The following is a 13,374-nucleotide window of genomic DNA, read 5'->3' as shown; positions in this document are numbered from 1 at the left end:
ATGTTCGGGTGCCGCTACCTGATCCAGATCTGCTCATCGATTTCGACAACGTACTCATCCGTCGGGGAGGGTCCACTCTCGTGGGGCCCGTCACCTGGAAAGTGGAGCTGGACGAGCGATGGGTGGTGCTCGGACCCAATGGTGCCGGCAAGACCTCGCTGCTGCGCATCGCGGCCGGTGAGACTTTCCCGACCAGTGGTTCTGCCCACCTCCTTGGCGAAGTTCTCGGCAAGGTCGACGTCAACGAGTTGCGCCCGCGAATCGGTTTGTCCTCGTCGTCGTTGGCGAACCGCGTGCCCGGCGACGAGAAGGTCAGCGACCTCGTCGTGTCGGCGGGCTACGCCGTTCTCGGTCGGTGGCGCGAGGAGTACGAATCCATGGACACCTCGCGCGCTGTGGAGATGCTCGAAAGCCTCGGCGCCGAGCACCTGGCGGATCGGACGTACGGGACGCTTTCCGAAGGCGAGCGCAAGCGCGTCCTCATCGCGCGAGCCTTGATGACCGATCCCGAACTTCTTCTCCTGGACGAGCCCGCCGCCGGGCTCGACCTCGGTGGCCGTGAGGAACTTGTGGCCAGACTCGCCGAACTGGCTGCCGATCCGGACGCCCCGGCAACCGTCCTGATCACCCATCACGTCGAGGAAATCCCGCCGGGATTCACCCACGCACTCCTTCTCAAGGAAGGGGAGGTCGTCTCCCAGGGGCTTCTGGACGACGTCATCACCGCCGAAAATCTGAGCGCGGCATTCAGCCAGTCCATCAGCCTCGACAAGGCGGACGGCCGATACTTCGCGCGCCGCGCGAGACCGTCCGGAGCTCATCGCGCGTGAGCTTCAGTGGGACCTGAAATGCGTCCCAGATCACAGATCGCGTAGGTTCGCGAAGCATGGCTAACGAGAATACAAACGCTGTCCCCGAGCCCAAGGATGCGTCGACCGTCATCTTGGTGCGCGATGCCGAATCCGGGATCGAGATCTTCCTGCTTCAACGAGTACAGGGGATGGCGTTTGCCGGGGGCATGACGGTCTTCCCCGGCGGCGGCGTCGACAAGTCCGATGCGACGGCCGAGGTCGAGTGGGCCGGACCGTCGGTCGAGTGGTGGGCCGAGCGGTTCAGCACGGATGTTGCTCGGGCGAAGGCTCTCGTCTTGGCTGCGGTGCGGGAAACTTTCGAGGAGTGCGGTGTCCTGCTGGCCGGCCCCACGGCTGACACGGTCGTCGCGGACACGGCCGGCTATGCACAGGACCGAGTAGCTCTCGAAAAGCACGAGCTGTCGTTCAGCGATTTCCTGAAGAAGGAGAACCTGGTCCTGCGCACGGATCTGCTGCGGCCGTGGGCGAACTGGATCACGCCGGTGGGCGAGACCCGCCGCTACGACACGCGCTTCTTCGTCGCAGCGTCACCGACCGGACAGATCGCGGACGGGGTCACCTCCGAGGCCGCCGAGGTGCGTTGGCAGAGCCCGCAGGACGCGCTCGCGCATTGGCGGGAGGGTGGCAGCATCCTGTTGCCGCCGACGTGGAGTCAGCTGACCGAATTGGCCAAGTTCAGTTCGGTGGCGGAGATACTCGCAGCCGAGCCGGAGATTCCCGTCATCCTGCCTACGTTGATCACCGACGAGGAAACGCTGCGCGTCGAGTTCCCGAACCAGGACGGTTACTACGTCGCCGGGCCGCATCCGTGGTCGGTCAAGGCGGCAAAGTAACCTCTCGACCATGGCTGAATTTGTGACTCTCGAGGTTTCCGAAGGCATCGGCACCATCCGTCTGGCGCGTCCGCCCATGAACGCTCTGAACCGTCAGGTTCAGGACGAGTTGGCTGCTGCCGCACACGCTGCGACCGTCGACAAGGCAGTCAAGGCCGTCATCGTCTACGGCGGCGAGAAAGTCTTCGCAGCCGGTGCCGACGTCAAGGAAATGGCCGAGATGGACTACGGCCAGATCCGTGACGCGATCGGCGGCATGCAGGCCGGACTCGGCGCCGTGGCGTCCATCCCGAAGCCGACCGTTGCCGCGATCACCGGATACGCACTCGGTGGTGGACTCGAAGTTGCACTCTCGGCCGATCGCCGGATCGTCGGAGACAACGCCAAGCTCGGAGTTCCGGAGATTCTGCTCGGAATCATTCCCGGTGGCGGCGGAACGCAGCGCCTGGCTCGCCTGATCGGTCCGGCCAAGGCCAAGGATTTGGTCTTCACCGGCCGTTTCGTCGGGGCTGACGAGGCGTTGGCCATCGGTTTGGTCGACGAGGTCGTCGCTCCCGACGACGTGTACACCGCGGCCCGGACATGGGCCTCGCAGTTCGTCGGGGGAGCGTCACGTGCGTTGGCTGCTGCCAAGGCGGCCATCGACGAGGGTCTGAACACCGACCTGGAATCCGGGCTCAAGATCGAGCAGCATCTGTTCGCCGGATTGTTCGCGACCAAGGATCAGGCGATCGGCATGGAGTCGTTCATCGCCAACGGTCCGGGCAAGGCCGAGTTCACGGGCGAGTAGGCTCCCCTAAACTAGAACTTGTTCATCTCTTACCAGCGAGTAGGATAGCCGCCATGACAGCCAGCCCGAATGACGACGCAACCGTCACGCCGCCCGCCGCTACCGACACCTCGGTAGTCGACCCCGCGCCGCGGCCGCACGCCACGGCCGAAGAGGTCGAGGCCGCTCGTAAGGACACCAAGCTCGCCCAGGTGCTCTACCACGACTGGGAAGCCGAAACCTACGACGACAAGTGGTCCATCTCGTACGACGAGCGCTGCATCGACTACGCACGTGGTCGTTTCGACGCCGTCGCGGGCGATCAGCCGCTCCCGTACGAGCGCGCGCTCGAACTCGGTTGCGGCACCGGATTCTTCCTCCTGAACCTGATGCAGGGTGGAGTCGCCAAGACCGGTTCGGTCACCGACCTCTCGCCCGGCATGGTCAAGGTCGCACTGCGCAATGCCGAAAGCCTCGGCCTTCCGGTCGACGGCCGTGTTGCCGATGCCGAGACCATTCCGTACGAGGACAACACCTTCGACCTGGTGGTCGGCCACGCCGTGCTGCACCACATTCCGGACGTCGAGAAGTCGCTGCGTGAGGTCCTTCGTGTCCTCAAGCCCGGCGGACGTTTCGTCTTCGCCGGTGAGCCCACCACTGTCGGCAACTTCTACGCCCGCTGGCTCGGCCGCGCGACGTGGGAAGCAACCACACGCGTGACCAAGCTGCCGTTCCTCGCAGACTGGCGTCGTCCGCAAGAGGAACTCGACGAGTCTTCTCGTGCAGCAGCTCTCGAAGCTGTCGTCGACATCCACACGTTCGACCCCACCGACCTCGAGAACATGGCGAAGTCTGCGGGCGCCGATCAGGTCCACGCTGTCACCGAGGAATTCGCCGCGGCGCTTCTCGGCTGGCCTGTCCGTACCTTCGAAGCGGCTGTTCCGCCGGAGAAGCTCGGTTGGGGCTGGGGGCGTTTCGCTTTCGGTGGTTGGAAGACACTCAGCTGGGTCGACGAGAAGGTGCTCCGCCACGTCGTTCCTCGCGGATTCTTCTACAACGTCATGATCACCGGCGTGAAGCCCGGCAACTGAATTGGGTTATGACTTCACCCTCGGCGACGTCGACTATCTCGGAAGTGATTCCGGCGTAGCTGCCTTGGCCGAGGTGGATCAGCTCGAACTGTCCACGCGTACGCGTCTGGCCGACATCGGCCGGGCGCGTACGCGTTTCGGTGATCACATGCCTGCGCTCGTGGACACCGTCCTGCTTCGACGTAAAGCCGCCGCCAAACTGCCGGGCAGTGAGCAATGGTTGTTCACGGACGACGCGATGCAACAAGCCACTCCCGGCGTTGTCGCGGCCCACCGCGCGCAGCGTCTGATCGGGCGCGACGTCCACGACGTGACGTGCTCCATCGGCGCCGAACTGCATGCCTTGACCGGAGTTGCGCATCGCGTGATCGGCAGCGACATCGATTCCGTTCGCCTGGCGATGGCGCAGCGCAATGTGCCGAGCGCAGCGTTGCTGCGGGCCGACGCGCTCCGCCCGACGACACGCGACACCGTCGTACTGGCAGACCCCGCACGGCGATCGGGCGGTCGCCGCACTCACGATCCGGCAGCGTTGATGCCACCGTTGCCGGACCTCATCGAGGCGTACTCCGGCCGTGATCTCGCGGTGAAGTGCGCTCCGGGACTCGATTTCGACAAGCTGGGCTGGGACGGGGAAGTCGAGGTCGTCTCGCTCGACGGCGGCGTCAAGGAAGCCTGCCTGTGGTCGACGGGGCTGGCCGAGTCCGGCGTCACGCGTCGAGCTTCGGTGCTTCGCTCCGACGGGAGCGGGTGGGCGATCACCGACGCCGAGGACGACGTGATTCCGGAGCAAGCGCCGGGGGAGTGGATCATCGACCCGGACGGAGCGGTAGTGCGCGCGGGCCTCGTGCGCCACTACGCGGCCAGACATGGCCTCTGGCAGCTCGATCCACGCATCGCTTATCTGACCGGTGACAGCGTCCCTGAGGGAGTTCGCGGATTCCGGATCCTCGAGCAGATCAAGTACTCCGAGAAACTGCTCAAACAGACACTGTCCAAGCGGGACTGCGGTGTGGCCGAAATCCTGGTGCGAGGAGTCGACGTGGACCCGGCAGTGCTGCGTCCACGGCTCAAGCTCAAGGGCTCGCTTGCGCTGAGCGTCGTGATCGTACGGATCGGGCGATCGGCGTCGGCCTTCATCTGTGAGGCATCCCGCTAGCTCACTTGAAGACGAACAGCTCACCGATTGCGCTGGGCGTCAACACTTCGCCCTTGGGGCCGATCGAGGTGCCGACGGTGAAGCCGACTGCTCCCGGCAACGTGTCCTGATCCACCGTCTCACCGGTTTCGGTGTCGAAGGTGATCAGGCTCAGTCCGTTCTCACCCTCGCGTACGACGGTGTATCCGGTGTTGCCGGCGGTCTGCGCCGGAACGCCCAGTTGCAGAAGGTCTTTACGTTCCCAGGCCAGTTCGGCGTGATCTCCCTCGTCGCGCACGGCAAGGAGGTGGCCCTTGTCGCCGCCGGCGGGAATGATCAAACCGTCGTCGGACGTCGAGGCACTACCGGCCGAGTTGAAGCCGATGTCGTAACTCCACCTGGTGTCACCGGTTTCAGCGTTCACTGCCCAGAGAGATCCGTTGTTGTCGGTGGCGTAGACGGTCTTGCCGTCCTTCGACAGGTCCGGGCTCGACGCCGTTCCACCGGGAAGCGCGTCGGTGGACCACTCGCGGGTGATGGACGGATTGTCGCCGCCCGTGTACTTCATGGCGACCAGATCGGCTGCCCGAGAACTGGGTCCGTAGAAGGTGAAGTAGAACTTGCCGGTGCCCAGGTCCACTGCCGGGGTATTGGCCACCGGGCAGCCGGACGTGCCGAGGAAGCACTCGTTCAAACCCTTGTTGTCGGGAATGAGTTCTGCATTCGCGCCCTGGTCGATCGACGGCGGTGGGATCAGGTCGAACGACGGAACCACTTTTGCGCCGGTCTGCGGGTTGAGCACGTTGATCTGACCCAATTGGGTGATGAACAACAGGTTTCCGTCGCCGGTGAACTGTGACGAGAGAGGAGTGCCCACAACGAGCGTGCGCCAACGCAATTGACCAGTCTCGGTGAAGGACATCATCGCGCCGCTCTCGCCGACGTAGACATTGGTGGCAGTGTCGACGATGGGCGTCGAGGCGACTACTCCGTCGTTGAGTCGAGCGCACCACTTCTTGCGACCCGAATCCATCTGGAACGAGAAGAGATTGCAGCCGTTCTCGGTGCGGGCGGTGACGAAGCTCTGGCCGTTCGCGGCCACCGAGGCGTACGCGGCAACCGGACCGCCGAGAGGGCGTGACCATGCGAACTCGACATTGCGTGATCCGGTGACCGGGCTCGTGTCGCTGTTGCGGGCGTCGGCATGCATGGCCGGCCAACCCGCCGACGCGTACCGGTCCACCCGTCCGTCGTCGCTGCCGCAACCGGCGATCAGGGCCGCAGCGATCGCCGTCGACACCATCACGGACGACCGTAGGACCCGCCGCATCACAATCTCCCTGCCTTCACTTGATCAAGAGCCCTCGGTAACTGCACAAGCCCGGACCAGAGACTATCCCGACCGGGGCAACGTGACGGGGCACACCCCGAGGGTCGGTGAGTCGGCCCCACGTAGGCTGAACACTCATGACGAGCATGTGGGGCGCACCGTTGCGCACTCGATGGCGGGGATCACGCCGAGGCGACAGCGATCAGGCCAAGTTCTTGACGGTCGATTCCCTCAAATGGGTTCTGGCGAACAAGGCGTACACACCCTGGTATCTGGTGCGGTACTACCGTCTCGCCAAGTTCAAGATGGCCAACCCGCACGTGATCCTGCGCGGCATGGTGTTCCTCGGCAAGAACGTCGAAATCCATTCCACCCCCGACCTGTCCCGCCTCGAGATCGGGCGCTGGGTGCACATCGGTGACGGCAACGCGATCCGCTGCCACGAAGGCTCGCTGCGCATCGGCGACAAGGTCGTCTTCGGCAAGGACAACGTCGTCAACACGTACCTCGACATCGAAATCGGTGCGTCGACGCTCGTAGCCGACTGGTGCTACATCTGCGACTTCGACCACCGCATGGACGACATCAACACACCGATCAAGGACCAGGGCATCGTCAAGGGCCCCGTCCGTATCGGCCCGGACACGTGGGTGGCAGCGAAGGTCACCGTGCTGCGAAATACCCGCGTCGGACGCGGTTGTGTCCTCGGGGCGCACGCCGTCGTCAAAGGCGACATCCCGGACTACAGCATCGCGGTCGGCTCGCCCGCGAAGGCGGTCAAGAACCGCAAGTCCGATTGGGAAGCCGGCGCTGCCGATCGCGCGAAGTACATCGCGGCGCTCGAAGACATCGCGCGCAAGAAGGCCGCCGCAGACGCTGCCGACGCGTCGTCGACGTCGTAGCTCACTTTTTGGCAGAACCAGCGATTACTTTCGGCGCCGCAACCGGTCTGTATCGGTATCGGCGCCGAAAGTCTGCGCCGGTGAAAGGAGTGCCGACATGAGCGAACAGACACCCGAATGGGTCGTGGCGCAGCGCCGCGAACTGGTGGGATTTCTCGAAGGCCTGAGCACGGAGCAGTGGAACGCGCCGACCCTGTGCGAGGGGTGGCGGGTCCGCGAAGTGATCGCGCACATCACCATGCCCTACCGATACTCGGCGCCGCGATTCGTCGTGGAAATGGTCAAGTCACGCGGAAACTTCAACAAGATGTCGAACCGGCGAGCGCTCGCCGATGCGTCCGAAGTCGGTGAGCGACAACTGCTTGCCTCGCTTCGCGACAACGTTGCACACCCGTGGAAGCCTCCAGGCGGCGGCTTCGAGGGTGCGCTCTCGCACGACGTGATCCACGGTCAGGACATTCGCGTGGCACTCGGCGACGACTACGTGGTGCCCGAAGACCGGCTCACTCGCGTGCTCAGCGGACTCTCGCCCAAAACCCTGAAGTATTTCGGGACGGACCTCGACGGCGCTCGGCTGCGCGCCGACGACCGAGACTGGACGTACGGTGCCGGCGCCGAGGTTCACGGGGCGGCGCAGGATCTCCTGCTCGTGCTGTGCGGCCGGATGATGCCACCAGGCCATCTGCTCGGGGATGCGAGTTCTCGTTTCACCGCGCCCCTCCCGACCCGCTGAGGTCAGCGCGTCAGCGACCAGGGAGCGGCCGCTCGGGAATCTGTGGCCGTGCCAACGGCTGCCGCACCCGACGCTTCGCGCCCGCGTAGACGTGAGCAGTCTCCTCGGCGACCTGATGCCAGTCGAAGTCCGATGTCAGGCGTGCGCGGGCGGCCACTGCCCGTTCCTGCGCCCCGGCGGGATCGTCGAGTACCTCGCGGACAGCCGAGGTGAGCCCGGCGATGTCGCCCGGTTGGAAGGACATCCCCGTCACCCCGTCGACGACGGCTTCGCCCAGTCCGCCTGCGGTGGACGTGATCAGCGGAGTGCCGGCCGCCGCCGCTTCGAGGGCGATGATTCCGAACGGCTCGTAGCGCGACGGCAGGACGATGGCGTCCGCTCCGTGCAGCCAGCTGAGCAGTTCCGTGTGATCGAGGTTGCCGAGAAAGTCCACCGCTCGCGCGACGCGATGCGTGCGTGCCTGTTGGTAGAGCCAGGTGAACTGGGTGCCTTCGCCCGCGATCGCGAGGGTCGTGCCGGGGTGGCTACGACGGATTCGGGGGAGTGCTGCGATGGCGTCCTGCACGCCCTTCTCGTATTCCAGGCGGCCGACAAAGAGGAGTTTCGGCGGTCCGGATCGCGGTCCACGTTCGCGAAAGTTCCACGTGGTCACGTCGATTCCGTTGCGGATGACGGTGATCGGCGGCAGCGTCGGGCCGTAGAGCTCGGTCACTTCTTCCTGCATGGACGCCGAACAAGTTATGAGAGAGTCGGATTCGTTTGCCAGCCACCACTCGACGGAGTGGACCTGGCGGTTGATGCGTCCGGAGATCCAGCCGCTGTGGCGACCCGCCTCGGTGGCGTGAAGTGTGGAAACCAGTGGGACGTCATAGAATTCGGCCAGGGCGATCGCCGGATGTGCGACCAGCCAGTCGTGCGCGTGCACGACGTCGGGCTGCCAGCCCTCGCCCACTCCTGGCTTGTGCAGCGCCATCCCGGCACGGACCATCGCGTGACCCATCGCGAGGGTCCACGCGAGCATGTCCTCGCCGAAGACGAAGTGCGCGGGGTCCTCGGCCACTGCGACGACAAGGACGCCCTCGGAAATGTGCGTGATCGTCGGGTGCGTCGACGCATCCGTGCCGGAGGGGCGACGCGAGAGAACAACGACCTCGTGGCCTGCAGCCGCCAACTCGGTGGCGAGATGGTGGACGTGTCGGCCGAGGCCGCCGACGACGACCGGTGGGTACTCCCACGAGACGATGAGAATTTTCACGACGGACTCAGTTCTGTGTCAGGTAGACGGCGAGCATCCAGTCCCGGGAACAACCCGTCGGCGCGATTCCAGCCTTCGGCGAGTCGCTCGGCGACGGCATCGCGGCCGGAAACGAGCGCTTCGGAGATTTCCCTGGTCGCGTGGGCGTGCTTGTGTGCGCGTTCGCGGGCGTACCCCGCGGCCGAATCCTTGCTCACCATGAATGCCCAATCGCTCGAAACTGTCATCAGTGTCTCGCGAAGTACCTGATCGTTGACCCGGTTTCGCAGTTCCGGTCGTCCGGGTGCGTTGTTGCGTCCGCGAGACTTGTCCACGGTGCCGAGCGCGGTCTCCACCACTTCGGAGTTCAGTTGCACCAGGTCGGACACCTGATCGCCAGCCCAGACACGCCAGTCCTTACCCGATCCCCAGGACGAATCCTCGAGTTGAACGGGTTCGCCGACGTATCCCGATGCCTTGGCGTCGGCGAGGGTGCCGACGCGAATTCCGGCCTCGGGAAGCGCGCGCAGGAGTTTTTCGAGCCACTGCGGACCTTCGTGCCACCAGTGCCCGAACAGTTCGGTGTCGAAAGCTGCGACCACGAGGGCGTCGCGGCCGATGCGGGTGGATTCACTGCGCAGACGCGCGCGAACGGTTTCGACGAAGTCGGCAACATGCTTGTCGACGGCGGCCGCAGCGAGTTCGGGGTCGTACGGCAACTTGTCGGCGGAGTCGACGGTCCGTCCGGTGACTCGCGACGGCTTGAGACCCGTCTCGTGGTCGTAGGTGTGGAAGTCGCGGTAGGCGGCGTGACCCGGATATCCGGACTTGGGGGACCAGACGCGGTAGCTGACCTGCAGGTCGCGGCCGAATGCAACTACGTCGGATTCTCGAACCGGGCGGCCGAGGGACGTGTCGCCGCGCAAGGCGGGGCCGTCGACCATGAAGTGGGTGACGCCCGCTTCGGCGTACCCGCGCTCCATGCCCGGGGTGTACCCGCACTCGGGTCCCCAGATCCCGGTCGGAGTGTGATTCCACCGGGCATGCGCATCGGCGAGACCTTCGCGGAGGGAGAACGCCCGCAAGCGAGGATCGAGCAGCGGTTGGAACGGGTGGGCCAGCGGCCCGCCGAGAAGCTCGAAGGCCTCGCGATCGATGAGGTCGCGGAACACCGGTGAGGCGCCGTGCTGCCAGTGAGTCTCGAAATCTGCGAGAGCGGCAGCTGACGCCCGGTGTTCGCGCGCGCCGAGTTCGCGGTGCGCCGCGTCCGGCATGCCGGCAGCCTCGTGGGCGCGGATCTGCCAGTTGCCGAGCCAGTGATGCATCCCGGCGAGGCAGTGGGGATCGTCCAACTGGGCCGCGAGTACGGGCGTGATTCCCAGCGTCAGCAGGTGCGATCGGCCCTCGTCGGCCAGGCGTCGTAGCGCGGCGGCGAGCGGAATGTACGACGCAGCCCAGGACTGGTAGATCCATTCCTCGCCGACTGGCCATCTGCCGTGGTTGGCGAGCCACGGCAGATGGGAGTGCAGAACCAGGGCGAACATCCCCGGTTCGGTGACGGGTGTTGCGTTACTCACTCGCCGGTTTCCTTCACGGCAATAGCGACGAGGTCGAGGCTGTCGTCGATGTCGGGTTCGCTGATGCTGAAGTCGTCGACGGTGATGCCCTCGACGTCGCGGGTGAGATCTTCCGGCCAGGGCTCGCCGGCCAACGCGCGGTCGATCTGCGCATTGATGAACGATCCGCCGTGCTTGGCGTCGAGTTCCTTCAGGCGCGAACCGTGGTGGACGCCGGTCATCAACTGAACGCGGAATCCGGCGTCTTCGAGCAATTCGGTCATTTCGGAGGCGTTGAGCTCACGAGTGTGGAAAGGGTTGAGCGGCGTGTCGCGGCCGGGGGAGAAGGTGATCCGGTTGGGGGTGCTGATGAGAAGTTCACCGCCGGGAGCGAGAACTCGGAAGCATTCGCGCAGGAACTGACCCTGATCCCACAGGTGCTCGATCACCTGGAAATTGACGACGACGTCAACCGAGTTGTCCGCCAGTGGAAGCTCGGCGAGGTTGCCGTGGAGCATCTCGACGCGGGGGTAGCGGGCACGGACGTGCTCGACCGCGGAGATGTCGTAGTCGAGGCCGGTAACCTTTGTTGCGACGTCCGCAATCATGTTGGCGCCGTAGCCTTCTCCGGAACCGGCCTCGAGGACTCGGCGGTCCGTGCAGCGCTCCAGAAGTGCGCGGTACACCACTTCGTGGCGTCGGAACCAGTAGTTCTCCTCGGGGATTCCTGGCACGGTTCGTTCGCCCGTCAAGGGCAGGGGTGCGTCCTCGTGGTTGCTGACACTCGTTTCACTCACCCGTGCGAGATTAGTGCCATCCGAGTAGAACGTGTTCGCCGTGGTCCAGATCACTGCTGTCAATTCCTGTTCGTGCCGTTATGGTGGACGAGGTTCCACGTTAAGTTACCCACCGGTAACTTAACGTGGGGTAATCTAACGCACAGCCGACGTGAACCGAGAAATTCGCCCGTAGGGAGACCTGTCGGACTCTCTTATCGGACGCTCGGACTGCGCGAGCACCACAGACGATTTATCAGGTGAATTACACACAGGAGGTCGACGAAGACCCATGACGAATATCGTTGTTTTGATCAAGCAGGTCCCCGACACATGGTCCGAGCGCAAGCTGACCGACGGCGACTACACGCTTGACCGTGAAGCCGCCGACGCAGTCCTCGACGAGATCAACGAGCGCTCCGTCGAAGAAGCACTCCTTATCAAGGAAGCTCAGGGCGGTGAGGTAACGGTGCTGTCCGCAGGTCCCGACCGCGCCACCGACGCGATCCGCAAGGCTCTCTCGATGGGCGCCGACAAGGCCGTCCACATCAACGACCCGGCACTGCACGGCTCCGACGCGATCCAGACCGCATGGACGCTCGCTGCTGCTCTCGGACAGATCACCTTCGAGAACGACGAGCCTGCCGACCTGATCATCGCCGGCAACGAGGCCACCGACGGCCGCGTCGGCGCTGTTCCGGCCATCATCGCCGAGTATCTGGGCATCCCGCAGCTCACGCAGCTGCGCAAGGTCGTCGTCGCCGACGGCAAGATCACCGGTGAGCGCGAGACCGACGAGGGCGTCTTCGGCCTCGAGGCTTCGCTGCCCGCGATCGTCTCGGTCACCGAGAAGATCAACGAGCCGCGCTTCCCGTCCTTCAAGGGCATCATGGCCGCGAAGAAGAAGGAAGTTCTCGTCTACACGCTGGCCGACCTCGGAGTCGACCCGGAGACCGTCGGAGTTGCCAACGCCGGCACCACCGTGACGTCCTCCACCCCCAAGCCCCCCCGTACCGCTGGTGAGCGCATCGTCGACGAGGGAGACGGTGGCACCAAGATTGCCGCGTACCTCGTCAGCAACAAGGTCATCTGATCGCGCCCTTCTAGACATCCAGCAGAAGAACTCAGGGAGAGTTAAGTCATGGCAGAAGTACTTGTGCTCGTAGAGCACGCAGAGGGTGCGCTGAAGAAGGTCAGCACCGAACTCATCACCGCTGCACGCGCACTCGGTGAGCCGTCGGCAGTTGTCGCCGGCCCCGCGGGCACCGCAGCAAAGCTCGCCGACGCTCTGGCAGCAGCCGGCGCCGAGAAGATCTACGTCGCCGAGTCCGACGACATCGACGGCTACCTCGTCACCCCCAAGGTCGACGTTCTCGCCGCTCTGGTCGAGTCCACCAGCCCGGCAGCAGTCATCACCGCAGCCGGCACCGAGGGCAAAGAGGTTGCCGGTCGTCTGGCTGCACGTCTGGGCTCCGGATTGCTGACCGACGTCATCGAGATCAAGGCTGACGGCACCGGCGTCCACTCCATCTTCGGTGGCGCGTTCACCGTCGAGGCCAAGGCCAACGGCGACGTTCCCGTCTACTCGGTTCGTCCGGGCGCAGTCGAGGCTGCTCCGCAGGCCGGCGCAGGCGAGCAGATCACCGTCGAGGTTCCGGCCCAGGACGAGAGTGCCGTCAAGGTCACCTCGCGTGAGCCCATCGTCGGCGGCGACCGCCCCGAGCTCACCGAGGCGTCGGTTGTCGTCTCCGGTGGACGTGGTGTCGGCAGCGCGGACAAGTTCTCCGTCGTAGAAGAGCTGGCCGACTCCCTCGGCGCTGCAGTCGGTGCTTCGCGTGCCGCTGTGGACTCGGGTTACTACCCCGGACAGTTCCAGGTCGGTCAGACCGGTAAGACGGTCTCGCCGCAGCTGTACATCGCGCTCGGCATTTCCGGTGCCATCCAGCACCGTGCCGGCATGCAGACGTCCAAGACCATCGTCGCGGTCAACAAGGACGAAGAGGCACCCATCTTCGAGATCGCCGACTTCGGCATCGTGGGCGACCTGTTCAACGTCGCACCGCAGCTCACCGAAGCTGTGAAGTCCCACAAGGGCTGAAAAGCACAAACTGCTGTGCGCCTTTATCAACCCCCCGCGGTT

The 13,374-nt window shown here is 64.8% G+C and carries 13 protein-coding genes; 9 read left to right on the top strand and 4 right to left on the bottom strand.

The annotated features are described in order from the left end of the window. Positions 1 to 8 precede the first annotated feature (8 nt). The 5 genes from RhoBH5_RS04025 to RhoBH5_RS04005 are packed head-to-tail and all read left to right on the top strand — an operon-like array spanning position 9 to position 4,724. On the top strand, positions 9 to 830 hold the full coding sequence (locus RhoBH5_RS04025; RefSeq protein ID WP_003944728.1) for an ABC transporter ATP-binding protein: 822 nt from the start codon (positions 9 to 11) through the stop codon (positions 828 to 830). 56 nt (positions 831 to 886) lie between these two features. Next, the gene (locus RhoBH5_RS04020; protein ID WP_029255094.1) at positions 887 to 1,705 is read left to right on the top strand and encodes an NUDIX hydrolase; all 819 of its coding nucleotides are present in this window, start codon (positions 887 to 889) and stop codon (positions 1,703 to 1,705) included. Between the two features lie 10 nt (positions 1,706 to 1,715). Then, positions 1,716 to 2,495 (top strand): enoyl-CoA hydratase/isomerase family protein, encoded by a 780-nt coding sequence (locus tag RhoBH5_RS04015; protein WP_003944701.1) that lies wholly within the window; start codon positions 1,716 to 1,718, stop codon positions 2,493 to 2,495. A 53-nt stretch (positions 2,496 to 2,548) separates the two neighbouring features. After that, the gene (locus RhoBH5_RS04010; protein WP_270007966.1) at positions 2,549 to 3,565 is read left to right on the top strand and encodes a class I SAM-dependent methyltransferase; all 1,017 of its coding nucleotides are present in this window, start codon (positions 2,549 to 2,551) and stop codon (positions 3,563 to 3,565) included. Between the two features lies 1 nt (position 3,566). Further along, positions 3,567 to 4,724 carry a THUMP-like domain-containing protein gene (locus RhoBH5_RS04005; RefSeq protein ID WP_030535400.1) on the top strand — a complete coding sequence of 386 codons (1,158 nt, stop codon included), beginning with the start codon at positions 3,567 to 3,569 and terminating at the stop codon, positions 4,722 to 4,724. A 1-nt stretch (position 4,725) separates the two neighbouring features. Here RhoBH5_RS04005 and RhoBH5_RS04000 read toward each other — a convergent pair whose 3' ends face one another. After that, the gene (locus RhoBH5_RS04000; RefSeq protein WP_030535401.1) at positions 4,726 to 6,033 is read right to left on the bottom strand and encodes an outer membrane protein assembly factor BamB family protein; all 1,308 of its coding nucleotides are present in this window, start codon (positions 6,031 to 6,033) and stop codon (positions 4,726 to 4,728) included. 137 nt (positions 6,034 to 6,170) lie between these two features. Here RhoBH5_RS04000 and RhoBH5_RS03995 point away from each other — a divergent pair, with 137 nt between their 5' ends. Both RhoBH5_RS03995 and RhoBH5_RS03990 read left to right on the top strand, forming a co-directional pair. Continuing rightward, positions 6,171 to 6,935, top strand: coding sequence for an acyltransferase (locus tag RhoBH5_RS03995; RefSeq protein ID WP_003944741.1), 765 nt, complete (start codon positions 6,171 to 6,173; stop codon positions 6,933 to 6,935). A gap of 97 nt (positions 6,936 to 7,032) precedes the next feature. After that, on the top strand, positions 7,033 to 7,668 hold the full coding sequence (locus tag RhoBH5_RS03990; RefSeq protein WP_065455553.1) for a maleylpyruvate isomerase family mycothiol-dependent enzyme: 636 nt from the start codon (positions 7,033 to 7,035) through the stop codon (positions 7,666 to 7,668). A 10-nt stretch (positions 7,669 to 7,678) separates the two neighbouring features. On the opposite strand, the gene RhoBH5_RS03985 is transcribed toward RhoBH5_RS03990, so the two are convergent. From RhoBH5_RS03985 to RhoBH5_RS03975, 3 genes are read right to left on the bottom strand one after another with little or no spacing between them, the layout of a single operon-like run. After that, on the bottom strand, positions 7,679 to 8,923 hold the full coding sequence (locus RhoBH5_RS03985) for a glycosyltransferase family 4 protein (RefSeq protein WP_003944732.1): 1,245 nt from the start codon (positions 8,921 to 8,923) through the stop codon (positions 7,679 to 7,681). Continuing rightward, entirely contained in the window at positions 8,920 to 10,446 is a 1,527-nt protein-coding gene (locus tag RhoBH5_RS03980; protein WP_065455790.1) for a 1,4-alpha-glucan branching protein domain-containing protein, read from the bottom strand. The genes RhoBH5_RS03985 and RhoBH5_RS03980 overlap by 4 nt, the downstream gene beginning before the upstream one ends. 29 nt (positions 10,447 to 10,475) lie before the next feature. After that, positions 10,476 to 11,255, bottom strand: coding sequence for a class I SAM-dependent methyltransferase (locus RhoBH5_RS03975; protein WP_042451468.1), 780 nt, complete (start codon positions 11,253 to 11,255; stop codon positions 10,476 to 10,478). Positions 11,256 to 11,526: 271 nt separating this feature from the next. Here RhoBH5_RS03975 and RhoBH5_RS03970 point away from each other — a divergent pair, with 271 nt between their 5' ends. Together RhoBH5_RS03970 and RhoBH5_RS03965 are read left to right on the top strand one after the other, a co-directional pair. Further along, entirely contained in the window at positions 11,527 to 12,327 is an 801-nt protein-coding gene (locus tag RhoBH5_RS03970; protein ID WP_003944754.1) for an electron transfer flavoprotein subunit beta/FixA family protein, read from the top strand. A gap of 48 nt (positions 12,328 to 12,375) precedes the next feature. Continuing rightward, a complete protein-coding gene (locus RhoBH5_RS03965) occupies positions 12,376 to 13,332 on the top strand; it encodes an electron transfer flavoprotein subunit alpha/FixB family protein (protein WP_003944698.1) in 957 nt (318 codons plus the stop codon). Positions 13,333 to 13,374: the final 42 nt, after the last annotated feature.

Origin of the sequence: Rhodococcus sp. BH5 (assembly GCF_027583855.1) — a bacterium.
Lineage (GTDB): Bacteria > Actinomycetota > Actinomycetes > Mycobacteriales > Mycobacteriaceae > Rhodococcus_F > Rhodococcus_F qingshengii.
The sequence above is the reverse complement of the archived record's forward strand: the minus strand, read 5'-3'. Positions and strand labels throughout refer to the sequence as shown.

Excerpts from the sequence above, each read along its gene's own strand:
- RhoBH5_RS04020 (WP_029255094.1), top strand. The coding sequence starts at position 887 with ATGGCTAACGAGAATACAAACGCTGTCCCCGAGCCCAAGGATGCGTCG.
- RhoBH5_RS04015 (WP_003944701.1), top strand. The coding sequence starts at position 1,716 with ATGGCTGAATTTGTGACTCTCGAGGTTTCCGAAGGCATCGGCACCATC.
- RhoBH5_RS04010 (WP_270007966.1), top strand. The coding sequence starts at position 2,549 with ATGACAGCCAGCCCGAATGACGACGCAACCGTCACGCCGCCCGCCGCT.
- RhoBH5_RS04000 (WP_030535401.1), bottom strand. The coding sequence starts at position 6,033 with ATGCGGCGGGTCCTACGGTCGTCCGTGATGGTGTCGACGGCGATCGCT.
- RhoBH5_RS03995 (WP_003944741.1), top strand. The coding sequence starts at position 6,171 with ATGACGAGCATGTGGGGCGCACCGTTGCGCACTCGATGGCGGGGATCA.
- RhoBH5_RS03990 (WP_065455553.1), top strand. The coding sequence starts at position 7,033 with ATGAGCGAACAGACACCCGAATGGGTCGTGGCGCAGCGCCGCGAACTG.
- RhoBH5_RS03980 (WP_065455790.1), bottom strand. The coding sequence starts at position 10,446 with ATGTTCGCCCTGGTTCTGCACTCCCATCTGCCGTGGCTCGCCAACCAC.
- RhoBH5_RS03970 (WP_003944754.1), top strand. The coding sequence starts at position 11,527 with ATGACGAATATCGTTGTTTTGATCAAGCAGGTCCCCGACACATGGTCC.
- RhoBH5_RS03965 (WP_003944698.1), top strand. The coding sequence starts at position 12,376 with ATGGCAGAAGTACTTGTGCTCGTAGAGCACGCAGAGGGTGCGCTGAAG.